Source organism: Dechloromonas aromatica RCB, assembly GCF_000012425.1.
Genome location: NC_007298.1, coordinates 2,751,761 through 2,777,399 on the forward strand (window position 1 = coordinate 2,751,761; position 25,639 = coordinate 2,777,399).

Consider the following 25,639-nt stretch of genomic DNA (forward strand, 5'->3'; position numbering starts at 1 on the left):
CCCTCATCGATAACGCTATACATAATCGACCGGAATCCGACCGGCTTGCGCATGGCGTCCCTACCAGCCCATTGAAGCCCAGAACCCGATGCGAGAAACTAGCCAAGCCTAAATACATTCCATTGTGGAATGCCACCCGGTTTTTGGCCGGCGTCGCAGTCGATACCTGCCTCATTCGTCTTGCCGACTGTCATTTGTACATTAGTCCACACCATCATCCCACGCGGGGACCTCGTCCCCGTCGGGATCGGCGTTCCCGCTTTTCCCATTTGTAGAGGAGAACGCCATGAATATGTCTATCCTATCCCGCGCCGACCTCGTCCGCGAATTACTCGCGCCCACAGTTTGCGCATCGAGTGCCCTACCCTTGCATGTCAGCGATGCCGTTGCCAACATGGGCATGGGCAACCTGCCCGAAACTGAGTTGGCCCACCGCCTGGACGTGGCGCGCGAACTGCTGTTGCGCGACTTGCGCGAGCAGATGTGCGACAGCCCGGTGATGGCCTCACCGCAAGTTCTGCGCGACTGGTTACGTCTGCACTGCGCTGGCCTGCAGCATGAGGTGTTCCTGGTGATTTATCTGGATGCCCACCATCGCCTGATCGAGGCTGAAGAACTGTTCCGGGGAACCCTGACCCAGACCTCCGTCTATCCCCGGGAAGTGGTCAAGGGAGCGCTGACCCGAAATGCTGCAGCGCTGGCCCTGGCCCACAATCATCCCTCGGGCGAAGCCGAGCCCTCGCGGGCCGATGAACTGCTGACGCAAACCCTGAAGTCGGCACTGAGCCTGGTGGACGTGCGGATCATCGACCATTTCATCGTGGCCGGTGACAAAGTCGTTTCGTTTGCCGAACTTGGGTTGATCTAGCGTCATGAGTCGCCCGCTTTCCGTGCTGAGCCCGATCTGGATGTGCTTCTCCGAGGCAACCGGGTCGGACTTCAATAATTGCTTTGTGAAGGGGAAGAATCAATGACTTCCACTTCATATTGCCCGCTTTGCGCAGGTGATGGCGTCCCCCTGGGGACGCTCGGATACCTGCGTTGGTTCCGTTGCCGCGACTGCGGCATGACTTACCACCGTCAAACTGGCCAGCACTCGAAGACCAGGTCGACACGCTCTAAAAAAGGAGGAGACCCGCATGGAAAACACTTCCGTGACATGCCTGAGAACACAGGCTGAACCCCTGGCCGCAATTTCGCTCTTGCATCTGAGTTCGAACACGCGCCTGAAACTGGCCGACAACGACCTGTCGGTCAACGCCTATCCAACCGACTGCGGCGGCATCCTCTACGTCGGTGCGCCGCGCCACAGCATCCCGATCGAAACCGACCTGGCCGCGATTTTCGAGGTCGCCGAGTTGGCCGGCATCGTCTGGCTGAAATTCGACAGCGAAGCAGCCGTAATTGACGGCCTGCCGATTTTCGAAATGCCGGAACTGGCCTCATGAGTCGGCATCACATCCGGCTCATGCACGAGGGCCGAGCCGTATTGGTGGTGGCCGGCTATGACCGGCCCCTAGGCGAACTATTCCTGCAGGTATTTCGCTGTCGGGAGAACTTGTTCGCCGGCGAGGACGAGATTGTTTACGACAGTCTCCATGAGCCAGGCCTCGACTGGACAAACATTGACACGCTAACTGAGAAACTTGGCAACCTCGAAATCTGTGTACCCAATGAGATGATCGAAGCGGTGTATTTGGATCAACGTTTCAATGCAGGCAACATCGTAGTAGGGCACCACGTCGACCAAACGGCGGATGAGAAGAGAGCCGACTGAGGAGGCGACTATCGAGCAGCTCCATTGGGGGGCGTTGGGCCGACAGGCTGACGCCCTGCTTTTTCCAACATTTACCCGATCCAATCTGACACTTATATCTCCTGACTTTCACAGAACTTCGATTAACTGATGATTATTCTGGTGAAGAATTAACACCCAGCCGATAAAATGCTTAAAACGAACACACAGATAAAATTGGACTGCGGAGAGGATTGTTCATGCTGGCATCTGTGCGCAGACTTCCAAATTGATCACGACATCAGCCATGGCGGTCAGTTCCGGCGTCTGGGAGACAAAGAACTCTCGCTGATAGCCCCCCAGACAAAGCACCGCCCGCTTCATCGCCATGAACATTCGCTTGTGCTCGGGGTCCAGCGGCCCATCGGCTTCGTCCGAGAACAGGGTGCCATAACAGCGTCCGGTGTTCTGGGCGAGATACAGTGCCACTGCCCGGATCAGGCACTCATTGATCCACACCCGTTCGCCACCGCTCATCAGGCTGACGCTTTTGCTTTCGCCAGTGTCGCCGTCGTGCACCTGAATATCGAAACCTTCCTTCTGTTCGCCCTTGACGGTCTCCACCTGCGTCAAGATGGAGAGCGTGAAACGGGAACCGTAGGAAGCAAGCAGCAGATCGTTGGCCAGTCCCGCCAAGGCCGGTCCGGCATCATCAATGGCCAGGGCAATCAAGCCATCATTGCTCATGCACTTGGCAAACAAGGTCCATTTACCCAACTCGGATTGGACCTTGGCGACACGGCTCGTCACCTGGGCCCGGCGGGTAGCCAAAGCTGCTGCCTGCTGCGCCAAGGCCGCGAAGTTTTCGGCGTCCCGCACGGCGCTCAGGTAATTCTGTTCGGCGGCAGCGACTAACTGCGCAGCTTCTTCCATGTTCCTGCGCGACTCGCTCAGACGCTGCTCGTCATAGCATGGAGGCAAGGTCGCCAACACCTGCTTGAGCCGGTCCAGCGTGGCGCGGTAGTGCTTGGCCTGTTGTTCGTGTTGGGCTGCAATCGCCTGCCGTGCGGCACCAATTTGTTGGCGCTCGGCCAACTCATCCGGTGTTTCCGCCTCTTGCTGGCAGAACGATGTTTCGCCGTCCTGCGCAGCCAACTCCGCCTCAATCTCGGCGAGTGCGCTCTTCGCCCGGGCCTGTTCTCCCGCCATGGCTGCCAGTACCGCATACCGCGAGCCTCTCACGTCGGCCACCTCGGCACGATGTTCAGCCCACGCTAGCTTCTGGGGCGCGGCAGCAATCCCTTCATACTGCCCGCCAAGCGCCGCCAATTCCCCTTGTGCCGCTGCCTTTTGGTCTGCCAGGCGCTTGATGGCGGCCTGAGCACTGGGAATCAGAGCCTGTGCTTCCCGCGCATCCGCCAAGAGCTGGCATTGCCCCTGTAGGTCGCTACCGGCACAAGGCACCACCCCGGCAAGGCCGAAGCGCCGCGCCAATTCTTCGGCTTTGAGCGCCGCCTGCCCAGCCTCGCGCTCGATCCCTGATAATTTCTGCAGGATCAGGCGCTCGGAAGCTTTGCACTGGGTCAGGTGCTGGGTCTGCTGGCGCCAGTGGGCGACCTGAGCCCGGTGCAGCGACAGGGCGTGTTCGGCCATGGGCAGACGGGCCTTGGCATGCTGCACGGTCGATGTACTGGCCAACACCTTGAGGCATTGGTGGCGCCGATTGTGCAAAGCCTGCCGGCGATTGAGGTCCTGGGTAAGGCGTTGCGCGATACGCTGCTCCAGTCGCTCCAGGCGCTGAGCCTCGCCCTGCTCCTGGCCCTTCAAGGCTTCTATGGCCTCGGTACCAGCCTGAATCACCGCGCTGCATTCGCCCTGAAGCTGCGTCCGACGCAGCTCAACACTCAGTGACTGCTCTCGTTCGGCCGCCAATTGCGCATGCTGACTTCGGGCCGCTTCCAGAGTCGCCAGAGCCCCTTGGCGTGCCGCCAGACTCTGGGCGACGCGTCCCGTAGCGCCCTCAAGCCGTCGCAAATCTCCGGCGATGCGTTGCGCATCATCATCCAAGCCGGACTGCTCCTGCCATATTGTCGCCAGACCAATCTTGAGTAGCCGTGCCGTTTCGGCCGCCTTCAGGCCCAGCGCCCGGATTTCCTCCTGCCCCAACAGATCAGCCAGCAGGGTCTTGATCTCGGCATTGCGGTAGGCACTTAACTGCCGTTTCCCCTGAGCGGAAAACACCGACGTGAAGAAGGTGTCAGCATTGCCGCAGATCGCCTCGACACAGCGGGTATAGGTCTCTACCTTGCCGTCCGCGACGGTCCCATCTTCCAATGCCATGGGTTTCCACGCACCGCCGTCAGAAAGTGCAAACAGGAATGCTTCGGTCTTGCGCCGGCCGTTGAGGCGGATCACCACCTGCGAACGGTAGGTTCGGCCAGCGTGAGACCACACCAAGTCCTTCTCGTTTTCCGGGAGGCAGACGTGATCGTAATAGGAGAAGCCACCCGGACCCGCCGTCGCCGCACGCGAGGGCATGGTGAGATAGGGGTGCATATTCTCCATCACCGTGGTCTTACCGCGCCCGTTAGCACCGGCAATGGCGACCAGTTCTGCACCGTCGGCCAGTTGCTCGAAATTCAGGGAGAGGACATCGCGTCCCAGACCGGCGCGAATACCGCGAAAGCCTTTAAGCGTAAGTGAAAGCGGTTGCATGCCGGCTTTTCCCAGGAAGATGACAGTAACCAATATCCGCCAGTGCTACCCGACTTCAACCCCGAATGGCAGCTGCCAGTTCCGACAAAGACCCCTTTGGTCCTTGTACCATCGCTGATTACAATGCAATCAAAATATTCAACTTGGGAACAGCGTGAAACTCACACAACTACGGATCAACAATTTTCAATCTTTCGGCCCGACCTCGACCATTATTGATTTGTCAGCGATGAGTTTCCTACTGGGCCCCAACGGGACTGGCAAGACAGCGGTGCTTCAAGCGCTCTCACGTCTATTCGGTTTCGATCCGGCACTGCGGCGGGTGCGCAGAAGCGACTTTCACGTTACCCCGGCGGACCTTGCCAAGAGCGATATCGGACCACTGACACTGTGGATCGAAGCACAATTCGAGTTTCCCGAACTCAAGAAGTCCAAAGGCAAACATGCCACTATCCCGGGGCACTTCGCCCACATGCAGTTGGAGTCCGTCGACGGTGTCCCCCGGGTACGGTTTCGCCTGAACGCTGAATTGGACGATGATGGCGACATAGAAGAGACCCTGCACTATGTGATCCAGGTCGACACCGACGGAGAGCCGGTCAAGATGGTGGCGGTGCAAAAGCACGACCGCAATGCGATCCAGGTGCACTACCTCCCCGCTCGACGCGACCCTAGCGACCATATTTCCTATGCAGCCAACTCCTTGCTGGGGCGCGCCTTGCGTGCCGCCGATTGGCAGGCCGAACGCGACGAAATTGCCGGCCTGACCCAGAACATCAGCGAGGCTTTGGCAGAAAACGTAGCGGTGGGCGGCATCGGCGCACAGTTGTCCGCGCACTGGAGCACCTTGCACAAAGGAAGCTACTACACTAAACCCAGTGTTTCGTTCGAGCGCAACGAAATCGACAACCTCCTCCGTCACCTGACAGTCGGTTTCACGCCCGGACATGGTGAGCAGATCGTCGACTTCTCGCGCTTGAGCGACGGTCAGCAGTCCCTGCTCTACGTGTCACTGGTTCTGTCCATCCAGGCAATCGGTCGCGAAGTCCTGGACGGCAAACTCGACGCATTCGATGTGGACAAGCTGAGACCTGCCGTGTTCACCCTAGTCGCGATGGAAGAGCCTGAGAACAGTCTGTCGCCCCATTATCTGGGCCGGGTGATCAAGGCGCTGACCACCTTCTCCGAGCATCATGACGCCCAAGCCGTCGTCGCCACTCATGCGCCATCACTACTCAAGCGCGTTGCGCCGGAGAACATCCGCTACCTTCGCCTGAATGGGGACCGCCAGACTGTAGTCAAGTCGATCATCATGCCGGACGCCGCAGACGAAGCCCACAAATTTGTCCGGGAAGCGGTGCAAGCCTTCCCTGAGTTGTATTTTTCTCGGCTGGTCGTCCTCGGCGAAGGTGACAGCGAAGAGATCGTCCTGCCCCGCATGCTGCGGGCCAAGGGGCTTGCCGATGACGACACTTCGATTTCGGTCGCGCCGCTGGGCGGCCGCCACGTTAACCATTTCTGGCGACTCCTTGATGGGTTGGACATTCCCTACGTGACGCTATTGGATCTCGATCTCGGGCGCTATCAGGGCGGATGGGGTCGCGTGCGCTATGCCGCCAAGCAGATCCTTGCGCTGGGCAAACCGATCAAAGGCCTATCAAAGACAACCATCGAAGCCCTCCCCGAGTGGAACGGCACCGATCAAGTGATGACATCCGAGTCTGGAAAACAATGGTTGAGTTGGCTCGAAACACAATCAATTTTTTTCTCATCCCCCCTTGACCTCGACTTTGCGATGCTGCGTCGGTACAGCGCGGCGTACAAGTTGGCTGCTGCAGAACTTGCTGCACCCGAGACATCTACGCTGACTGCAGTGCTGGGCAAGAAACACCATGGCGTAGAGCAATACAACGCTGAACACCAGAAGCATTTTGCTGCTTATCACCAGCGGTTCAAACTTGGCAGCAAGCCGGCTGCACACCTCGCGGCCATGGCCGAACTCAGTGACAAAGACTTGGTCGACCACATGCCGCCACGGATCGCCCGGCTAATTGATGCGGTCGAGGCACGCCTCAAGGGACTCCCGGAGTGATCAAAGCTGATCGCTGGCAACCATCTGACGGCCTGAAACTGGAACCCAATGCGCTGGCCGCAGCACGTGAATCCCAGCGCAGCCTGGCACTGACGGCCGGCCCCGGGGCCGGCAAGACCGAGATGCTCGCGCAGCGTGCGGACTTTCTGCTGCGTACCGGCATCTGTCGCTATCCGCAGCGCATCCTCGCCATCTCATTCAAGGTCGACGCCAGTCGCAATCTCAAGGATCGAGTACGTCGGCGCTGTGGCTTTGAACTTGCTGCGCGTTTGGACAGCCATACTTTTCACGCATTTGCCAAACGACTGATCGATCGTTTTCGCCCCGTGCTGACCGGTCGGAATGCGCTGGATCCGGACTACTCGATCGGCTCACCACGAGTCCAAGGACGTCAGATCGACTTCGAGGACATGGTGCCCCTGGCGGTGCAAATCCTGCAGAGCAGCGAAGTGGCGCGCAATGCCGTTCGACAGACCTACAGCCATGTCTTCCTCGACGAATTTCAGGACTGTACCGATCCGCAATACCAACTCATCCGAATCGCCTTTCTCGGTACTGGCATTCCGTTGACTGCTGTCGGCGACACCAAACAACGCATCATGGGCTGGGCTGGCGCGCTCGAAGGCGTATTCCAGGCATTCGCCGAAGACTTTCAGGCCCTCCCCCTCAACCTTTATCAGAACTTCCGTTCTCAGCCACGTCTGCGTCGCATGCAGAATGCGATGGTCAAAATAATGGACCCCAAGGCTGCTGTACCGGATAGCGAGTTGGCAGGCAAAGGCGGCTCGGTCGATGTCCTGGCATTCGCCGATAGCCAAACGGAAGCCGAGGCGCTGGCCGACCTGATCCAAGCGTGGATCGCCGACGAAGGCATGCCCCCCTCTGAAATCGCCGTGCTGGTGTCCAAACTCCCCGACCTCTACGCTGACCGACTGATGGCGGAGTTGGCGAGCCGCCACCTACCGTTCCGTAACGAACAAAATCTGCAGGATTTGTCCGTCGAGCCGGCGGCACGGCTCATCGTCGACTTCCTGTCCGTCGTGGCGGGCGAGCGAGAGCCGGATGCCTATGGTCGCTTGATGGACGTGCTCCTCGCCACAGGAGTGGACGAGGACACCGCCTACGAACTGCGAGCACGCTGGAATCGCCATATCGATGGCGCACGCAATCAGGTTCGCGAAGAGGGTCCCGTCGCGCACAACGCCGCAGCCTTACTCAAACTTGCTGACAGTTTCCTCGCACTTCTGGGACGGGAAGCCTTAGCAGCACTATCGGCAGACTACGAGCGAGGCAACCGTCTGGATGAAGTTATCGCACAAACCTTGAATCGGATCACCGACCTTCTTGCCCTCGATACGGATACAGCGGGGGCCCTGTCACGATTCTCGGAGGATAGCGCTGTGCGAATTATGACCATTCACAAAAGCAAAGGGCTGGAATTCGATAGCGTGATCATGCTGGGCATTGAAGAACAAACTTTCTTTGGCAAGCGTGCCGATGAGCGCTCGGCATTTTTCGTCGGAATTTCACGAGCCAAACGCCGGCTCTATCTGACCGTCGCTAATCATCGGGAAAGGCCGGAAGGATATCGGCGCCGTTGGGATGAAGCCCGATCTCCTCTCGTGGAGTTTCTGGAATACGCCACGAATACGACGTAACACCGCCTGGGCAATACTCACGCTTCAAAATAGTTCCAGTATTGCCGACTGGTGCCCATCTCTGGGTGTGTGTTCCAGTAGCGGAATACTTGGCATAGGTCTCGCCTCATCACAGGCAGGCAGCGGAGGCGCGCAACGACCACCGTCAAGCAAACGATCAGCAAGCTGTTCAGGGTTCTGGGTTGCCAGCGCCTCAAGACAGTCGAGCAGTGGCTCCACTCTGATCTCGGTTACCTGCGCCCATACTCGCACCTTGTCTTCCATCTGCGCCAACTGCGAGATACCGGCTGCCCGTGTCCGTACCACCGGTACGATGCGCCCTTCTAACTTGGTTTCCGCCGCCCCCTCCAGCAAGCGCAAAATCGCCCGACGGTCGACTTGATGACGATCTTCATCGGCAACCGTCCAGCGCACCCGCACGAAGGCACTGGCGATATCCTGTTGGGCGATGGCAGCGCGGAGTTCCTCGAGGTCTGGTTTGCCGTCGAACACAACGTCGACCGTTCGACGGGCTGGCGTCGGCGCCAGTGCAAAGCGTGCCTGATCGGAATCGACTTCCCACACCAGAAACCCCTTCTCACCTTCTTCGCCGTAGTGAAAACGGCCGATGGAACCGGGATAGGCAATGCACTGCCGACCAGCCTTGCCCGCCTGTTCCCAGAATTGATGCCGATGGATATGCCCAAGCATGAAGGCCTGCGCCTCGGCTGCGAACAGCGCCCCGGTGGTGAATTCATGATCGAAGCCGGCCATTGGCACGCCGTGCTCGCTCAAGCAGCCGAATACGGTGCCGTGCGAGATGCCAATGGTGGGCAGGCCTTGCAACTGTGCGGCCCGATTGGTCGGCACAAAGCCGCGCAACAAGACGGCCAGGTGCTCGCCAACTGCCTGTGCTGCATCCGCCGCACCGACCGCTGCGGCGACCACCGCCTTGTTCACCGTGGGTACACAGGAGAATAAGGCACGAGCACCGGCCGGCAGTTGGTCGAAGCACCAGCCTGTCGAAACAAGCCATTGCCCCTGGGCGGTGAGTGCCACTTGTTCAATACGCTCGGCCACATGCACCGGATAGCGACCGCCCAGCAGCTTGAAAATAGCCAGGGTACCCGGCGGCTCATGTGAAAACGTACCTTGCAGCATCAGCACCGGACAATGCTCGGCCAGTCGCCGCACCTGGGCGAACAGTCGTTCGGCGGCCGGTGCATGCAAGTCCAGTGCATGGTCGGTGGCATCCCCCGACAGCACGGCTGCTTCTACCCCCAGGGCAATGGCCCGGTCGATGGCGGCGCCGAAACAGCGATCCGCCTCCACCCGGTTTTTTGTGCCGTAGTGCAGATCGGAGAAATGCGCGATGCGGATCATGCCGTTCTCCCCCGCGACACCAACTGCATTTCGCTCTCGATCTTGTCACGGTAGCCCTGTGGATCGTTGCTGTAGCGCTCCAGTTCATTCCAAGCCTGGGCGCGACCATGGGGGTTGATCTTCCAGCCTGGTCCCCAGCGCCGGTCGGCGTAGGACCGATACTGTTCAGGCACGATGCCGTAAGCCTGCACCCGTGCCATCAGTTGCTCGAAACTGGGATGCCCGTTCTGGAGCGGCGGCTCGTCGCCAGGCGAGGCATCGACCATTGGGGATGAGCGGACCTCGCCCTCATCAGATTGCGCCATTTCAGCAGAGGCCTCGACCGTACTGATTTGCAGTACCTGCGTCGCTAGTTGCGCCTGCAGCAGGGCCGTCTCGGTGTCCTCGTTATCGCGCAGCAAGGCAGTGACGTCCACCGGTGCCTCAAGATCAATGATCCACTGCGGCACGCGCACGGCCCGGCCCCGCTCATCGATATGGGCAACCTCCATCAACCTCTTGGTCAGATAGAACGGTGTTCGCTGCCGATCAAGGAAACCGGAGATGCGCCCGCCACGCAGGAAGCCGACTGTCTCGAACTTCTGGATCGCCGCATTCATCGCGTAGAAACTGTTGGTGTGCAATTCGAAAGCACTGATCGAGCGGATGCCAGGTATGAAAAACAGGAATCGCCCGGTCAGGTTGCACTGACGCGATTGGTACTCGCGGCAGGCCTCCGGTTCACACAGACCGTTATTCTCCTCGCGGACCACGGTCTTGCGCCCACCGAAGAGACGGATCGTGCGCCGCCCCGTATCGTCCACCGGCACCGGCGCATGGCACATGCAATGGCGCACCCGGCCATCGGCCGAATATTGCGACCAGTAATGCTTGTCGTGCATTCCCCAGGCCGCCAGTTCGTGCGGCATCACGGTCTGCCAGTAGTCGGAAGGAAATACCACCGGGAAGCGATACAGGTGCCGCCCCTCGCCCCGCTCCTCTGCGTAGGCCGCCAGAATCTGTGCAGCGACCTCGGGATTGGGGAAATCCTGGCCACGCACGGTGAACCACGGCACGTTGCGCGGCACCAAGGGTGTCTTGAGATTAGGCAGTGCTTCGGCAAGAGCGCGTTCGATCTGCTCGAAGGACTGGCCAGCAGCTACGCCCTGCTCGTAGATTGCCTTGGCCTTGGACTGCTCAGCAGCTTTCTTCGTCAGCACCTTGATACCGGCGCGGATTTTGCCGCCGGTCGGAATACGGGCGGGGCTTTGCCCGAGCAGGGTTGGTGTGATGCCGCCACCCGGTACGGCAACCGCTGGATGTGGGTTGAGATGGACCATGACGGCGCTCCTCCATGAAAGTTGGGATATTTCGACAATTCATGCTCTCGCGACCTGCCTCCGTTTCAACCCCGACGGAATCACTCACGGCCCCCCCTTGGCCGAAGGCCACCTCGGTCTTAAAATATCTCCATGACCCGCTCCGAACTCATCGCTCTACTCGCCGAACGCTTCCCACAACTGGTGCAGAAGGATGCTGAAATGGCGGTAACAGAGATTCTCGGGGCCATCCATGCGGCGCTGGTTCACGGTTACCGGGTTGAGATTCGCGGGTTCGGCGTTTTCGACCTGAACCACCGCACACCCCGCCAGGCACGTAATCCAAAAACAGGTGAGCCAGTAGCAGTACCGGCAAAATGGGTTCCCGCCTTCAAGGCAGGAAAGGAGTTGCGTGAACGAGTGATGGCGTCAGTTTCTCCTCAACGCTTGCTGATCGACCAGCCCGCCTATGGCGCAATCGCCGACACCCGTCAGCGTGAATCAGAAATGCTTTTCAAGGATGGCATCACCTGATCTGTCGACCATACCCAGGCCATCTCTCCCACCCTCGCAATTGCTTTCTCCTTCACCGCCCGCTCCTTGGGGTTCATGAACACGCTCAGCACATGCAGCGGCATGGGTGATGGCCCGGTATCCAGCAGTAGCGCGTTCGGAAATGGCGCGGCACTGCGCGCATCGTAGCGTAGCGGCTTGATGAAGCGACGCTGCTGCGCGACCAGGGCACCAATCAGTGGAAGTTCATGCACACCCTCGATCGGAATCCACTGCTCGCTGGTCAGCATCAGGCTTACCGAATCAATCTCATAGGTGTGTTCACGACGGGCACAGATCAGTGCGGCCATGACCAGCCTCACCGAGTGGCGAATGTCAGCATCGCGGGCCTCGAACAGTGGGGCGAAGACCCGTTCTATGCGTTCCCACGTACGGCCGGCGATCAGTAAGGGCGCATCCGGCATGTGGCGAATCCAGACCCGGTGCCCCTGGGCTGTTGCCTCGCTGGCCTTGTATTCGCCGATGACGACGGCCAGCGGCGCCTGGCCGTCGCGCGGCCCCAGCACCGCCAACTTCTCACGGCGGCGCTGGGCGGCTTCGGCCTTGCCGGATTCGCTGAAGGGCTCGGGGACATACAGGCGCTCCACCAGCGGCACGCCCTTGACTGTGATTTCCTCGGCCGCCTCCAGCAGGTATTTACGCAGCACGCCCTGGTTGCGCTTGCCGGCCATGGCCGGGCTCCAGCGGTTGAAGCCGGCGCGCTCGAACAGGAAGTGCATTAGGGCGCGCAGTGACATGCGCCGACGCGGCACGTCCACCTCTGCCACTTCCTGCGCTTCCCCGCGCGGCACGCTGTGCCCGATTACCCGCGTCCACGGAAAATCCACGCGCAGTTCGACCCGTCCCGGTTCAGCTTCCAGCACCGCTTCGCCCAGCAGTTCGCCCAAGCCCGATTGCTGACTCTCCGGCTCATAAGACGGGCAACCCGGATGGTGAGCGCTACCGCTGTCCGGCATGCGTTTGACTACGAACAGGCTGTGGCGCGCCACGTACATTTCCACCCCACCCGGCATGCACAAACAGCGTGGCCGTTCGAGGGTGTCATGAACCTGGGCCAAAGCTTCCTGCAACTGTGAATCATCGGCGCCGATTACGCGGCCCTTGATGGCAAAGCGCTGGAGGTCCATGGCGGTCAGACCTTACTTAAACCAGTTCGTCGAGCAGTTCAGCCAGTGTCGGCTTCGGCCGGGGTAGCAGTTCCCGCACCGCGCTGCGCTCGCCGATACCCAGGATGGCACCAACCTGATCCTCGTCGGCACCTCGCTCATACATCCGCGACATCACTGTAAGACGTGCCGACTGGGCGCTCAGTCCCTTGAGTTCAGCGTAGCGGAACAACTTGCGATAGATCTCCAGGAGTGCCCGGCAAACAAAGCGATTCTGGCCTGGCTCACCGTTGTTTGAAGCGATTCGGTAGGGTTCGCCACAAGGCGACAGAAACAAGCGGCTGTCCGCACGTAATCCTCGGTAGTAGTCTGGCGCCCCGACGCCGTGCCCGCCATCGCAGCGCTCCCGGAAATAGGCCGTCAGCGCGTCATCGAGCCGGCGACTACTGAAATAAAGTGGCCTCAATTTGCCATTGATCGCCACCTCGGCACGTAATTCCGATTCACGGCACACACTGCCGTCGGCATGCAGGTAGTCGCGGACCTCGAGCCGAGCGATTTCGAGAGGGCGCAGGCCAGTGGCAAACAGCATGTAGTACAGGGCAAGGTCGTGCCAGGTGCGACTGGTGCGGCCCTTGATGCGCACCGCGCCCTGGGCCACCTCCGCCGCCGACAATACGCGCGCCGGGCGGGTACCAACCGGCAGCAGCGGCACGAATCCGGCCAGCGCGACCAGGATGGCCTCGCGATGCAGGCGCAGCCGGCGCACAAATGCGGCGCCTTCTTCCTTGAGACCGTCCACGCCGACTACCTGGGTGAGTTGGATGGCGACTGACTTGATGCGCCGCTCAACTGCCGTACGCGAGATACCGAAGCGCACGGCTACCGTCTCGTAGGTATCACCGCCGATGACGGCACGCAGCATCTCAACCGATTGCAATGCGTTTTCGTGGTGCTTGCTGACCTCCTGGCTGTCTTGCATGACCTGCATCTCCCATCACATGTCGACCGACATTTTTCCGAATACTCAAGCGTCGACGCACCCATTGCCAGGCGAAATCGCCGGGAAAGGTGCGGGATTTCGTCATCAGATCAAGAGCACCATGATGCTCGGTAGAGTCCCCCCTGATCGAAGACGGTATGCACGCATTGCGCAGTGGATCGGTAGCGGCCCGGTTGCGGCGCAAACGACGCCGCTACGAGCCAATCTCCCATACTTGATTCGGAAATCAGACCGGTTCCCCTTGCTGCCCGATCCAGCGGCGGATATCTTCGGCACGCCAGACGGTCACGCGCTCCGAGAGCTTGACCGGGCCCGGAAAAGTGCGCGCCTGGATGCGCCGCCAGAGGGTCGATTTTGAAATAGGAACGAAAGCCAGGACCTGCCGCTGACGCAGGAATCCGGTCTCGGGGAGCTTCAGGATCGCAGTCGGCATGACTGGTGTAGTAGAAAGAGGGTTGGAAGTCGCCGCCGTAGCGGAGACCCTGGAACGGATTTTTGGCACGATCGAACCTCGTTGCAGCTGACGCTGTTAAAGGAAATGACCTGCTCTGTAGTGGCCGCGCTAGGTCAGGATGGCGCGAGCCGATAGGGAACGCTGAACTCGACGGCATGCTGCGGGCGCCCCGGTCGCACAGCATGGAAAGATGAGCAAAAAATTGAATTTCGCCACTTGATGGCCAAGGGCGTACGGGTCGGGAAAAAATAGCTGATCCGGCACTGCACCGCGCTGCACATGCGGCAGCGGATCGTCGGACAACAGGCAGGTATCGACTGCGACGCCGCCACGAAAGCGGTAAAGGTGCCCGTTGCACCGGGTCGTGCTGACGGAGAACCTGGCTACAAAATATGAGTGCTCGTTGGCAGATGCAAGAAGCTCCAGAACCCGCCCGCCTCAAGAGTCCGTGCCGGCCAGCGATTGGAGATGGCACAGGTAGAGAACCCATTCTGGCTCGCCGAGATCAAGCTTGCGGCCGGAAAACCGGATCGCGGGCAAATCTGGCCAGGATCAAGCTTGCCTTGGTGAAAAGGGCCATGATTTGTGCTGGCGGCATCTCACAAGAGCCTCTTAAAGTGCGTCACATACGCCATTGAGATCCTTGTATTCCTCCTGTCGACAGGAATACTTGCTACTTCGAGCGTTGCCCCAAGTGTTCACAACAATTCCGCACAACCGACATAACGAATGCCCGATCATCAGGTCCCAGTTCGGAAATCCATGCGCTAAAGGTCGCAGCTTCGCTGGCTTCGGCGGGACCTTCTTTCGACAACAAGTCGCCAGCAGAACAGCGCAATGCAACTGCAAGCCTGTCTAGCGTAGGCAGCGATGGCAAATGTGCTCCGCGTTCAATGCGAGAGACGGTTTCGACATCCACGCCGACCCGCTCCGCAACTATTTCCTGTGTCCATCCCAACTGTTTGCGCCGCTCACATAGGTTGCCCCCAAGGTGCTTCGCCAGACCAGCGGAGTCTTTTTTCTTTACCGCCATCATGTTGTCCTCTTAATCAACAAGAATGACGGTCTCCGAAGCATCGAAACAGGGTGTCTTATGTTGTTATGTATACCTACATAGTTGTTGGTTACAGTTCAGGGGAAACGGCAAAAGGAACGCGTAGTAAACATCGATGCTAGTCACCAACCGAAGGCGGGCCACTTTCCAAGGCTTCGGGCAATCGCATGTCGGAGTTCATCACTACCGGTTCCACTTCCCCGTCACCTTCCGCTCTGGGTTCTTCTGCGCCATCAACTACGACGGTCTCTTGCCGGCCATTCGCGCTTCGGACCTCACTAGCGTGCGCACCCATGGCATTCATTCGACGCCGCAACCCCATGGCGAAATTGCGCGCGCCATTGGCGATATCGCGCACTTGTCGTTTGAGGCTGGCACGTTGGATATCCACCGCCTGGGTGGTGATCACTTCGTGGATTTCCAGGGTCTGCAACAATGGCATCAACTGGTCGAGTTTGCCTAGCACCTCGAGAAAGCGGCGGCCGCTGGATGACAGCACATGAACTTCGACATCCAGCGGCACAGTGTCGTAGGTCGCCGTGCTGGTGATGGCATGGGCCTTGAAGAGAACTTCGGCGCCATCGATGGCCTTGTTCAAGTTCTCGCTTACCGTGTCCATCTGGGTGCGGATGGTGTCCTCGATCTTGGCCACGTCCTCATGGTCCAGGCGGGTACGAGCAATCACCGAGATGAAGTGCGTGTTGAGTTGCAGGGTATTGAACAGCCGCGCGAAGAAACGCTTGCCCTCGGCGCTAGTGAAGCGCGTGGGCATTTTCAGGCTGGCGGCTTCGACGCGCCGAAAATCAGCCTTGGCCTCCTTGGCGAGGATGCGTGCGTTAACGCCACCCTCATCTATCTTGACGATCTGGATCTCCGACATGCCTTACTCCTCGAAATACCACTTTCGCAGCAATCTTCCGCAGAGTGCAGTTCATTCGCCACCGGAAATGGCCGACGCTTGAGGGGCCTTTCGGCATCGGGGCCGATCGAGGTGGTTTTTCGGGATTGACCCTGGCTATGCTGGCCGCTACCTTTACCTCATGCAGTAGCTGGCCCTGCATTCAAACAAGGCAAGCCTTGGAGTTATTCGTTTGTCGCGCACCATTAAGTTTCGCCGGTGCTGCGCACAACAGTCTTCCCGGTAGCGATCTCGCTGCCGATCGTACCCATGCCATCGCGGGAAGTTTTCGAGGCAGGGGCGCGGCGTCTCTGTTCCCGTATCCCGGACGCCCCTCCCCCGAAAGCCTTCCTCGATCGGTCGCTGGCATACCGATCACGGCGGTTCACGCCGCCTGCTCAAGCCAGCCCTGGAGTTTCTTCTTCCCGTACCGCCTCTAGCGGCTCGGCCGTTCGTCACCCCACGGGGGCATCTGCCCCCTGCCGTGGTGCGCGTTGCCTCCTTTTTTCCTGGAGCCAACGATGCTGAATCAGAGCTTATCCCCCAAAGTTTCCCATCCCACGCCCGTGGGCCCCGTATTCCAGCCCATCTTTTCCTCTTGGCCGGCTATCTCATATCACCGCCCGGCGGCGATTCCTGATCGTGCCGCGCTGGAGCAGATGCTCGACGATGCGGACGCACCGATCGAATGGAGCGAGGAAGACATCGTCTTCCTGCATTGGCGCCTGCTTGAAGAAGTCAGCCACCTGGCTGATCCCGCGACGCCCCTTGAAGAGAAGTTCGACACGCTGCGCTGGGTGTTCAGCGAGCGAGAAAAGGACGGTCTGCCGTTCTCCTTCGCCAGTTGTCTGCGCGTGGTCGGTTGCAGCCCGCTGTCACCCATCGCCTATTGCGGCTTGGTCGACGTCGAAGAAATCCGCGACCACATCCGCCACAGCCTTAAAGCCTGGTTCAACGCCTCGCTCGAGCGTTACCCCAGTTGGGTGCGCGACGCCGTCGTCCATAAACCCGCCTGGATCGAAGCACGACTTTCCAAGAACCCCCAGTGGATCAACGAACAGATCAAGCGAATGTCCGTGCAAGGCGATTTGTTCGCTTAATCCCGTCCAACTTTTCAGGCTTGCTGCCAACGTGCAAGCCCCCCCCTTTCGAAGGAATCGTCATGAGCACTTTCAAGGATGTCCTCTGCCTGCTGGCGATCTTCGTCCTCTACGGCATCGCCGGACGTCTGGACTATGAAGACGCAGTCGGGCTGGAACAGATCCGCCAGGAACGGCTGCATGCCGCTTGCCTGATGGACCCGCCGGCGGACCACGATGCCCTGGCACGGATCAACGACCAACGCCTCGATCCGGCGAGCAAGGAGATGGATGCCGGACTGTCTGCCGATGGCCTGCCCTGCTCCCCGTCCGTGCTTTAAGGAAAGCGTATGTATACCGCAACGCATCGCGCCGGACGCTCAACGGCCCTGCTGACCGTTCAGGCCCCCGAAGACATCGAGTTTCTCGTCAAGGAAAGCGAAGTTCTCACCGGCCGGGCAGGTCGTACTTTTGTCATCGCCAGTGCCGACTGGCTGGCCTACCGGGTGCACTGGCACCCGATCGGTCTGAAGGTCGAGCGTCTCGACGCTGCCGGCCAGATTCTGAGCGTCCGCCACCTGCTGCCCAAAGAATTCCGCCGGCACAGCCTGATGGAAGCCCTGGCCGCCGGCCAACTGTTTACCCCGCCCGTCCGCCGTCTCGGCTGACTGGTCTTTTTCCGCCTTGGTGGGCTAGTCCCGCCGGGACTGGTGCCACCTGCATTCATGGAGAACATCATGCAGATACAGGTTCGAATTAACGAGGAAGGCGCCTTGCGCAACCAGCGTTATGCCTTCACCGACCGCTTCACGCTCGTCTCCGAGTTGTTGCAAAACGCCCGCCGGGCTGGGGCGACGCATATCGAAGTCGACTACGATGCTGGCACACGGATCCTGGTGGTCCAGGATGATGGCGGCGGACTCGACGACTTCCAGAAACTTCTGAGTTTCCACGAGTCGGGCTGGGATGATGCCACCAGTGCTGAGGAACGCCCTTTCGGGGTCGGCTTCTCGAAGTGCCTCTATGCCGCGACGCGCTGCATCGTCGCCTCCCGCCATCAGCGAGTCGACATCGACACCGCGGCAGCGCTGGCCAAGGCGGCCATCGACGTCGAGCCCATGGCCGAGGCAGTGACCGGCACCTGGATAGAGTTGCACGGGGTCGATCTGCCCGATTTGGGCAACCGTATCGAGACCTTGTGCCTGGGTTTTCCGGTTGAGGTGCTGTTCAACGGCAAGCCGCTGACGCGCCGCTTTGCCGTCGCGAACCTGGCGACGATGGCGAGCCCGATGGGTACGGTTCATCTGACTGGGACGCGGGACGGCAAGTTCAGTTACAACGCCCTGGTCTTTCTGCAAGGCTTCTGCGTCATGAAACCCAACTACGGCTCGTTCGACGAGGCCAATGTCGTACACCTAGATTCGCGCCAATTCATGGCGCGCCTGCCGGATCGCGACAAGTTGATCGACGAAGACGTCCAGAGTAAGCGCATCAATGCCGAGTTGGCCGCCTGCTGGCGGCTGACGCTGGAAGTTGCCAAAAGCCAGCTTTGTCCTGAACGTTTTGTCGCAATCTACTATGAGGCGATGCGCGCTTGGGGACAGTTGGACCTACTCAACGACCTCGATGTGCTGCCGGTCGAGTTGTTCGACGAAATCGTCGACTATCCAATCCAGGATGATGACCGCAGCTATGTCCGGCAAGTTGCCGTGGCGCCTACCCGGCAAGCGGTCGAGAGCGGCGCCGTGACCCTGGTTTCGCTCGACTGGTTGGGCGATGACAACGCGGCACGCTGGATGCTGGCCCGGGCCAAGGGCTATCTAATTTTCGACTGGATCGGCCTGAGCTCCAATCACTGGGCATGGCGCTACGTGCGTTTTCTGGACCAGGAAACGGTGCAGGTTGAAGCGGTCTCCGAGCAGATCCGCGTCCAGTTGGAAGGACGCTGGGTATGGCCCAACGTCATCCTGTGCGACTCAGTGATCCTGCGGAGTACTAAGGACGTGGCCGAAATCACCGACGCGGGGGTCTGTCACGGAGACGTGCTGTACATCCCGGCCGGCGAGACCTCCGGTGAATCGGTGCGACAGGCCTCGTCCTTCATCGACGAGAACGATCAGTTCCTCGCCGCTGACTTGGACGCAGACCGCGATGCACTGACCGATTTGATCCGTCGCCTGCGTTCGGTCGATCCGGTGCAGACATTGGACTCGCTGTTACAGGCGTTGCGGCTGGGCCGCTATCCCCTGCTGCATGGCAAGGCTTTCCAGGTCACCGTCGGCGTGGGCATAGCCCCCAGCTATTCGGTGGCCCTGATCACCAAAGAAGGAGCATGCCATGCAGAATCGTGAGTACGAGGCCCGTATCGAAGCGGTTAAGCAGCGTGCCCATGGCCGATGGACGGAGATACTGGCGAGCCTGGGGGTCGATGAACGCATCCTCAAGCGGCGCAATCTGCCGTGCCCCTTGTGCGGTGGCACGGATCGCTTCCAGTACACCGACAAGTTCGGCGAAGGGAACTATCACTGCCGCAGTTGCGGCCCGGGCGGCGGCTTCAAGTTGCTGCAGGCGCTACAAGGCATCGATTTCAACACGGCATTGCGTGATGTCGAGTGTTGCCTGGGGATGATGCCAGTGATGGCGCCAGTCCGCGCCAACGAACCTTCTGCCGAGCGCATGCAGAAATTGGCGCAACGGATATGGAACGAAGCAAAGCCGGTCACGGCGGGCGATGAAGTCGATCGCTACCTGACAAGCCGGGGCGTGGCACTACCGGTCTATCCGAAGGTACTGCGCTTCCATCCGGCGCTGGGCTACTACCAGAAGGATGCCGATGGCAAGTCGCACAAGGTCGCCGAGTATCCGGCCATGCTGGCCTGCATCCAGGGCGACGACGGTCATGCGGTCACCTTGCACCGAACCTACCTCCAGGACGGCGCAAAACTGGCCGTACCAGATGCGAAGAAGGTGCTGTCTTCCGGCATCAACGGGGCCGCGGTTCGTCTCTTCGAGGCGACCGAGGACCTGGGGATCAGCGAAGGTATCGAGAAGAGCATCGCGCTGTATCTGGCGACGGGGCGGCCGTTTTGGGCCGGCTTGAACGCAGGCAATCTGGAAAAGCTGTGGATTCCCGACTCGGTTCGCCGGGTCTGGATCTACGCCGACAACGATGCCGACGGCGACTTCGCTGGTCAGGCCGGTGCCTTCGTACTGGCCCGGCGCCTGAAGCACGAAACGCATCGCACAGGTAACCGCGAGGTGCAGGTGTTTGTGCCCAAGGACGCTAGCGTGGACTGGAGCGATCTGTGGCTACGCCGCGTGCAGGCCTTGTCCGCACGGGCAGCTTGAGCAAGCAGGGGGTGCGCCGCCGCAAGGCGCGCGCACCCGCCTTTTCAATGGCGCTGCAGTGACATGCGGCGCCAGTGAAAAGGTCATTTGCCCGACTGGTAGTTGTCACACCAGGTGATACCCAACGGTATCGCGAAGACAGCCCTGGAGTTCCGGCGCGATTCACCTCGTGCCCTATCAGGACCGGCATGCGCTGGTCCGTCATCGACCCTGGCGGGGATGCGCATCCCCACCCGTGGGCGATGCCGTCTCCGCTTTTTCTTTTCCGACAAGGAGATTGCTATGAAAAACGGACGTTCTCTCGTCAGCCTGGCCCAGGAACTGGAACGCCAGCTGGATTCGAAGAAGGACCTGATCGTGCCCTCGGCGCTGATACGCCATACCACCGACGAACAGGGTGAAACCCGACTGGTCATCGAGGAAGGCAGCAACCCGGTGCACTATGGCGTCACGCCTCTGGCGCGCCGCCAACTGGCGGACAAGCTGAAGATCCCGTATGCCTATTTCGAGCGCATGCGTGAAGACCAGCCGGCCCTGCTTGATCGCAACGTGAACACCTGGCTGCAAAGCGAGGAAGACCGGCGCATGCTGCGCACCCTGGATGGTCAGGTACGTGCGGTGTTGTCGGATCGCTACCGCCGCCTGGACAACTTCGACCTGGCCGAGAGCGTGCTGCCCATCCTGCAGCAGTTGCCCGAGGTACGTTTCGAGTCGGTCGAACTGACCGAGACCAAGATGTACCTGAAGTGCATCACGCCGCGCCTGAAATACGAGATGGCACCCGGCGACGTAGTGCAGGCCGGCGTCGTGATCTCGAACTCGGAGGTTGGCCAGGGCACGCTGTCGGTGCAGCCGCTGCTGTTCCGGCTGGTCTGTAGCAATGGCCTGATCGTCCCCGATCGCTCATTGCGCAAGATGCACGTCGGTCGCGCGCTCGGTGGCGAGGATGAACGCATCCAGGTCTACCAGGACGACACCCTGCGTGCCGATGACAAGGCCTTTTTCCTGAAGGTGCGCGATGTGGTGCAAGCGGCGGTATCGGATGCGACCTTCCGCCAGACAGCGCAGAAGTTGCAGAAGACGCTCAACATCCCGCTGGTGGGCGACCCGGTGAAGACGGTCGAGGTGCTGGCCCAACGCTACCTGATGAACGAAGGCGAACGGGCCGGCGTACTGCGCCATCTGATCGCTGAGGGCGAGTTGTCGGGTTACGGTCTGGTCAATGCGGTGACGCATTACAGTCAGGAGGTCGAGGATTATGACCGCGCGACGGAGTTCGAAGCCTTGGGCGGTCGGCTGATCGACTTGTCGGCCCATGAATGGAAAGGACTGGCCGAAGCGGCCTGATCCAGAAGCCTGTTGAAAGCCGGCCGGGACATTTGTTCCGGTTCGGCATTCAACGTAACCGTCCGGTCACCAACGTCTTTCCGAACTAATCGGAATCAGGCTGCAGCAGCGAGTTCAGCGGTCTTGGTGATCTGGTCCGCGACATTCCAAGGCAGGAGGTCGTCGAGTTCGCTGATTCGGTAGTCGGCAATCTGTTCAATGATGATGCGCAGATAAGCTTCCGGGTCGAGGCCGTCGAGTTTCGCTTAGCCAACCAGGCTATAAATCGCGGCGGTCCGATCACTGTCCGCATCTGAACCGGCAAACAAGAAATGCTTGCGGTTATCGAAATACTTCGAGAATCGCAAGAACTGGCTATTTGCGGGCAGCCTGCGCGCCGGCAAACGCGCTGCCGGCATCATGAGCCTCGTCCAGTCCGCAAAGATCAATGGCCATGAACCGTTGGCCTATCTGAAGGATGTCCTGACTCGCCTGCCGATCCAACCGGTAAGCCGTATCGGCGAACTGCTGCCGCATCGCTGGCAGCCTAAAATCCTCGCCTGACCTGAATTCACCGGGGACTTACTGTTGAAGGGACTCCCCTTTCCTCCAACGCTCCAACATCAAGGGCTTTCTGACTTTCCGTGTAATAGATCCTCGGTCTTTGCTTCATCTGCAACACTCCTTCTGCCTACTCAGGCTCTACAGTGTTGCGTCGACCGGTTGAATCCAAGTTCGCGTTGAAGCCATTCAGCCAATTGGTGAAAAACATCCTATTCCGAGGAATCCGAGCGGCAGGTTATCGAATCCTTCTATTCACGCTTTGCGCCTACACCGGACGATTGAACTGGCAACGACGGTACGGCAGTTTCAACACGGTCTGCCACATCGGCAGTTGTCATGGAAATGGCATGTGGCATGCTTTCAACCGCTGCTCATTCCCAAGCATGAAGCAGCACATTTATAGATGCCGTAGCGCTAATTATCCACCAGTCGATGCCATGATACGAACGATCTTCTTGGGATTTGTTTGGAATTCGTGGCTGAATGGCTTTTGCATAACTGCTGCGCGAATTTGATCGGCGATTTCCTCATCGGTCGATCCTCCACGCAACATTGGCAATAGTTCGAGGTGGTCATTCTGACCAAGACATAAGTGTAACGTGCCGGTTACCGAAAGCCTGACACGGTTGCATGCCTCGCAAAAGTGTTGGGACATAGGGGTAATAAAACCGACAGAGAAGGACCGATCCGGAGTCGCAAGGTAGCGAGCAGGACCTCCGCCAGCAACGATGTGATCGACCAGATGGAAGCGCTCTCTAAGGTGGCCGATTAGGGGCTGGAGGGATGAGGTGCCAAGTTGACGTGCAGTATCCCCCATTGGCATGTTCTCGATCAAGCGCAACACAAAACTGCGTTCCATGCAGTAGTCGATCATTGCGTCTAGTTCGTTACCGTTGAATTCGGGCAACCAAACCATATTGATCTTTATCAGGCGAAATCCACACTTTCTCGCCACATCGAGTCCTGCGAGGACATCGTGCAGAGCGTCACGCCGAGTCAATGTCAGAAATCGACTTGGCGACAACGTATCAAGGCTAACATTTAGTCGCGTAACACCGGAAGCAAGAAGTTTAGGTGCAAATTGCTTCAATCGTGTGCCATTGGTGCTGAGGGAAAGATCGTTCAGTCCGGGAAGTTGTCCGATTTCTTGGACTAGATCGCCGATTCTGGATCTTACCAAGGGTTCGCCGCCAGTGAGACGCACTCTGGAAACCCCAAGATCAATGAATATCCTGCAAACCCTCACGATCTCACTGAACATTAACCAATGATTGGGAATTTCATAATCGTTAAACTCCGGCGGCATGCAGTAAGCGCATCGCAAGTCGCAACGATCAGTCACCGACAATCGGAGATAATCTATCCGACGACCACAACCATCAATTAACATCGAACCATGACTTCACCAAAATAGGCGCGAACTTTTACGCGCCAACGACCAAAAAAATGCAAAAAGACAATGTTGCATCTTATTGCCAACGGAAATGCTGACAGACTCTTGTGTGGAATGGGCGGGTTGCATCACACCGTTGCAAATTGGCTAGACATCGCCCAGTGGGACACGCCGGTTAAGCAGCGCGTCTCAAGCTTTGTTTCCATCGTGGGAGTCCGCCTTATTTTCGCCCACCTTGAACCCCCTCACCGCACCACCTAGATCCAAGGTCAATACTGGGCAGCTTTTTAGTTCCAAAACTTAGCAGAATGATGACCAGAACGAGCAACCAATGCCAAATGTTAAGAGTTCCCTTCTATTGGTCATAAAATTTTTATCTTAATTTCATCCTAAATACTGCTGACGCGATCAAGCTTACTGTTTGACGGCTTTGATATCGCCATCAGCGCCAAAGCCAAGTTTGTAACCAAGCGAAACGTGGTGGAAGCGACCCGTTGAATGATCGGCATGAACCGCAACGCCAAATGGCACTACTTTGCCATCAGCCAAGGCGCCCGAAAGCTTGCGCGTAAAGGTGACGGTATATATGTCACCCGCCTTGGTACCTTCAGCCTTTGCACCGGCCATGCCGCCTTCCATGTTGCGCTTGTCGCTCACAGAACCATCAACGACCTTGGCACCCTTAGAACTCTTCCACTGCATCAATTCATAGGCGCCATCCTTTACGTACTTCGTCTTTTTGTCGTCGGCCCCGGGCATCGTGCGCGCATCGGCGTGGCAGGTCGCCCAACAACCAACCTGGTCGCCCGGAATCGTTTTGTCACCGGAGGCTGCCGCAACTTTGTCGTTGGCAAACATGACAGCGACCTTGACATCATTCTCCTTGTCGGCAGCATTGGCTGCTCCGGCAGGCGCCTTGAAGGTTAGGCGGATATAGGCATATTCCTTGTCGTATGCAACTTGCACCGAGACCGGGAAGTTCATCGTTTTTGGAGCGCCGAGCGGCTCCAGATCCTTCCCCGCCAAGCGCTTCATGTCAAAATTAAGCCCACCCTTTTCTTCGTGGCAGCCAACACAGCTTTCTCCTTTAACCAGTCCCGTCCTGCCACTGTGATCAGATTTCTTAGTAATCCATTCGATCGGAGTTACACCAGGATGGAACACTTGAATATCTCTCTTGGGAACCTTGCTCCAGTCCGGAACGGCGTGAGCAAGTTGAGACCCAAGGGAAAATACGGCACCAAGAATGGCGACTGACATGGCACTTTTTTTCATTTAATTTCTCCAGACGGTTGTCGATGATTGGTGTCACCGATAGGCGACGATCACTCGTCATCTTCCTCTTTCATACCTTTCGGTTTGCGGTGGGCGATACCTTTGTGGCAATCGATACAGGTCTTTTTATCGTCCTGAGCGATTTTGTGCATTTTGGCACCGCGTAATTTTTGCTTTTCCGTGTTCATGCCTTCAAAACTGTGACAGTTGCGGCATTCGCGCGAATCGCTGGCTTTCATTCGTGCCCATTCGTGTTCGGCTAGTTCGAGGCGCTTGGCTTCAAACTTTTCCTTGGTATCAATGGTTCCCATGAGTTTGCCGTAGACTTCGCCACTCGCTTGGATCTTGCGCATCATCTTGTGGCCCCAGTCCTTGGGTACATGGCAGTCCGAGCAAACGGCGCGAACGCCAGTGCGATTGGTAAAGTGAATGGTTTCCTTGTATTCCTGATATACGTTGTCACGCATTTCATGACATGAAATACAGAATTCAAGTGTGTTGGTGGCTTCCATTACGGTATTAAAGCCCCCCCAAAAGAAGATGCCTGCGATAAAGCCTATAGAGAGCAAGCCCAAAAGTGAATATTTAGTGCTTGGTTGGCGTAGCGATCTGAGAATGTTTTTCATTGATTAGCATGCTTAATTGCGATTCGGTTACTCGGCGATCTGAAACGAGCAAGGTGAGTTTCAGATTCTCAAATGCGCAA

At 58.6% G+C, this 25,639-nt stretch carries 22 protein-coding genes and 4 pseudogenes; 13 read left to right on the plus strand and 13 right to left on the minus strand.

Annotation, left to right across the window (positions count from 1 at the left end):
- The first annotated feature begins 286 nt into the window (after positions 1 to 286).
- The 3 genes from radC to DARO_RS13120 all read left to right on the plus strand — a co-directional run bounded on the left by radC (position 287) and on the right by DARO_RS13120 (position 1,777).
- On the plus strand, positions 287 to 868 hold the full coding sequence (gene radC, locus DARO_RS13110; protein WP_011288287.1) for a RadC family protein: 582 nt from the start codon (positions 287 to 289) through the stop codon (positions 866 to 868).
- Between the two features lie 271 nt (positions 869 to 1,139).
- A complete protein-coding gene (locus tag DARO_RS13115) occupies positions 1,140 to 1,448 on the plus strand; it encodes a DUF5983 family protein (RefSeq protein ID WP_011288288.1) in 309 nt (102 codons plus the stop codon).
- Positions 1,445 to 1,777 carry a hypothetical protein gene (locus DARO_RS13120; protein WP_011288289.1) on the plus strand — a complete coding sequence of 111 codons (333 nt, stop codon included), beginning with the start codon at positions 1,445 to 1,447 and terminating at the stop codon, positions 1,775 to 1,777. The genes DARO_RS13115 and DARO_RS13120 overlap by 4 nt, the downstream gene beginning before the upstream one ends.
- Positions 1,778 to 1,993: 216 nt before the next feature.
- Here DARO_RS13120 and DARO_RS13125 read toward each other — a convergent pair whose 3' ends face one another.
- A complete protein-coding gene (locus tag DARO_RS13125) occupies positions 1,994 to 4,450 on the minus strand; it encodes a DNA repair ATPase (protein ID WP_011288290.1) in 2,457 nt (818 codons plus the stop codon).
- A gap of 154 nt (positions 4,451 to 4,604) precedes the next feature.
- Here DARO_RS13125 and DARO_RS13130 point away from each other — a divergent pair, with 154 nt between their 5' ends.
- Together DARO_RS13130 and DARO_RS13135 are read left to right on the plus strand one after the other, a co-directional pair.
- A complete protein-coding gene (locus tag DARO_RS13130; RefSeq protein WP_011288291.1) occupies positions 4,605 to 6,542 on the plus strand; it encodes an AAA family ATPase in 1,938 nt (645 codons plus the stop codon).
- Positions 6,539 to 8,200, plus strand: coding sequence for an ATP-dependent helicase (locus DARO_RS13135; protein WP_011288292.1), 1,662 nt, complete (start codon positions 6,539 to 6,541; stop codon positions 8,198 to 8,200). The genes DARO_RS13130 and DARO_RS13135 overlap by 4 nt, the downstream gene beginning before the upstream one ends.
- Before the next feature lie 24 nt (positions 8,201 to 8,224).
- Here the strand turns inward: DARO_RS13135 and DARO_RS13140 are convergent, their stop codons facing one another.
- Together DARO_RS13140 and DARO_RS13145 are read right to left on the minus strand one after the other, a co-directional pair.
- Positions 8,225 to 9,562, minus strand: a complete 1,338-nt coding sequence (locus DARO_RS13140; RefSeq protein WP_011288293.1) for a metallophosphoesterase family protein — start codon at positions 9,560 to 9,562, stop codon at positions 8,225 to 8,227.
- Positions 9,559 to 10,881 carry a recombination directionality factor gene (locus DARO_RS13145; RefSeq protein WP_011288294.1) on the minus strand — a complete coding sequence of 441 codons (1,323 nt, stop codon included), beginning with the start codon at positions 10,879 to 10,881 and terminating at the stop codon, positions 9,559 to 9,561. Before DARO_RS13145 ends, DARO_RS13140 begins: the two co-directional genes overlap by 4 nt.
- A gap of 132 nt (positions 10,882 to 11,013) precedes the next feature.
- On the opposite strand from DARO_RS13145, the pseudogene DARO_RS13150 reads away from it, so the two are divergent.
- Positions 11,014 to 11,283 (plus strand): annotated as a pseudogene (locus tag DARO_RS13150) (integration host factor subunit beta); the annotation flags it as partial.
- Between the two features lie 68 nt (positions 11,284 to 11,351).
- Here DARO_RS13150 and DARO_RS13155 read toward each other — a convergent pair.
- The 5 genes from DARO_RS13155 to DARO_RS13175 all read right to left on the minus strand — a co-directional run bounded on the left by DARO_RS13155 (position 11,352) and on the right by DARO_RS13175 (position 15,930).
- On the minus strand, positions 11,352 to 12,560 hold the full coding sequence (locus DARO_RS13155) for a DUF1173 domain-containing protein (protein WP_011288296.1): 1,209 nt from the start codon (positions 12,558 to 12,560) through the stop codon (positions 11,352 to 11,354).
- 16 nt (positions 12,561 to 12,576) lie between these two features.
- Positions 12,577 to 13,521 (minus strand): site-specific integrase, encoded by a 945-nt coding sequence (locus DARO_RS13160; protein WP_198134039.1) that lies wholly within the window; start codon positions 13,519 to 13,521, stop codon positions 12,577 to 12,579.
- 247 nt (positions 13,522 to 13,768) lie between these two features.
- Positions 13,769 to 13,975, minus strand: a complete 207-nt coding sequence (locus tag DARO_RS13165) for an AlpA family phage regulatory protein (protein WP_049758694.1) — start codon at positions 13,973 to 13,975, stop codon at positions 13,769 to 13,771.
- A 694-nt stretch (positions 13,976 to 14,669) separates the two neighbouring features.
- A complete protein-coding gene (locus tag DARO_RS21790) occupies positions 14,670 to 15,032 on the minus strand; it encodes a helix-turn-helix domain-containing protein (protein WP_011288299.1) in 363 nt (120 codons plus the stop codon).
- 136 nt (positions 15,033 to 15,168) lie between these two features.
- Positions 15,169 to 15,930, minus strand: a complete 762-nt coding sequence (locus DARO_RS13175) for an AcaB family transcriptional regulator (RefSeq protein WP_011288300.1) — start codon at positions 15,928 to 15,930, stop codon at positions 15,169 to 15,171.
- 584 nt (positions 15,931 to 16,514) lie between these two features.
- On the opposite strand from DARO_RS13175, the gene DARO_RS13180 reads away from it, so the two are divergent.
- The 6 genes from DARO_RS13180 (at position 16,515) to DARO_RS13205 (ending at position 21,722) form a co-directional block, all read left to right on the plus strand.
- Positions 16,515 to 17,048, plus strand: a complete 534-nt coding sequence (locus DARO_RS13180) for a hypothetical protein (protein ID WP_497462974.1) — start codon at positions 16,515 to 16,517, stop codon at positions 17,046 to 17,048.
- A 62-nt stretch (positions 17,049 to 17,110) separates the two neighbouring features.
- Positions 17,111 to 17,368, plus strand: a complete 258-nt coding sequence (locus tag DARO_RS13185) for a hypothetical protein (protein ID WP_011288302.1) — start codon at positions 17,111 to 17,113, stop codon at positions 17,366 to 17,368.
- Between the two features lie 9 nt (positions 17,369 to 17,377).
- The gene (locus tag DARO_RS13190; protein ID WP_011288303.1) at positions 17,378 to 17,695 is read left to right on the plus strand and encodes a hypothetical protein; all 318 of its coding nucleotides are present in this window, start codon (positions 17,378 to 17,380) and stop codon (positions 17,693 to 17,695) included.
- 69 nt (positions 17,696 to 17,764) lie between these two features.
- Complete coding sequence (locus DARO_RS13195; RefSeq protein ID WP_011288304.1) at positions 17,765 to 19,378, plus strand: ATP-binding protein; 1,614 nt, start codon at positions 17,765 to 17,767, stop codon at positions 19,376 to 19,378.
- The gene (locus DARO_RS13200; RefSeq protein WP_011288305.1) at positions 19,365 to 20,375 is read left to right on the plus strand and encodes a DUF7146 domain-containing protein; all 1,011 of its coding nucleotides are present in this window, start codon (positions 19,365 to 19,367) and stop codon (positions 20,373 to 20,375) included. Before DARO_RS13195 ends, DARO_RS13200 begins: the two co-directional genes overlap by 14 nt.
- A gap of 282 nt (positions 20,376 to 20,657) precedes the next feature.
- Positions 20,658 to 21,722, plus strand: coding sequence for a DUF932 domain-containing protein (locus tag DARO_RS13205; RefSeq protein ID WP_011288306.1), 1,065 nt, complete (start codon positions 20,658 to 20,660; stop codon positions 21,720 to 21,722).
- Between the two features lie 95 nt (positions 21,723 to 21,817).
- Here DARO_RS13205 and DARO_RS23355 read toward each other — a convergent pair.
- Positions 21,818 to 22,042: pseudogene (locus DARO_RS23355) on the minus strand (transposase domain-containing protein); the annotation flags it as partial.
- 22 nt (positions 22,043 to 22,064) lie between these two features.
- Here DARO_RS23355 and DARO_RS13210 point away from each other — a divergent pair.
- Positions 22,065 to 22,265, plus strand: a pseudogene (locus DARO_RS13210) (transposase domain-containing protein); the annotation flags it as partial.
- Between the two features lie 418 nt (positions 22,266 to 22,683).
- Here DARO_RS13210 and moaA read toward each other — a convergent pair.
- The 4 genes and pseudogenes from moaA to DARO_RS13230 form a co-directional block, all read right to left on the minus strand.
- Positions 22,684 to 23,655, minus strand: coding sequence for a GTP 3',8-cyclase MoaA (gene moaA, locus DARO_RS13215; protein ID WP_011288307.1), 972 nt, complete (start codon positions 23,653 to 23,655; stop codon positions 22,684 to 22,686).
- 192 nt (positions 23,656 to 23,847) lie between these two features.
- Positions 23,848 to 23,998, minus strand: a pseudogene (gene tatA, locus DARO_RS22375) (twin-arginine translocase TatA/TatE family subunit).
- A 74-nt stretch (positions 23,999 to 24,072) separates the two neighbouring features.
- Positions 24,073 to 24,933, minus strand: coding sequence for an ethylbenzene dehydrogenase-related protein (locus DARO_RS13225; protein WP_011288308.1), 861 nt, complete (start codon positions 24,931 to 24,933; stop codon positions 24,073 to 24,075).
- Between the two features lie 50 nt (positions 24,934 to 24,983).
- Positions 24,984 to 25,559, minus strand: coding sequence for a NapC/NirT family cytochrome c (locus DARO_RS13230; RefSeq protein WP_011288309.1), 576 nt, complete (start codon positions 25,557 to 25,559; stop codon positions 24,984 to 24,986).
- Between the last annotated feature and the right edge of the window lie 80 nt (positions 25,560 to 25,639).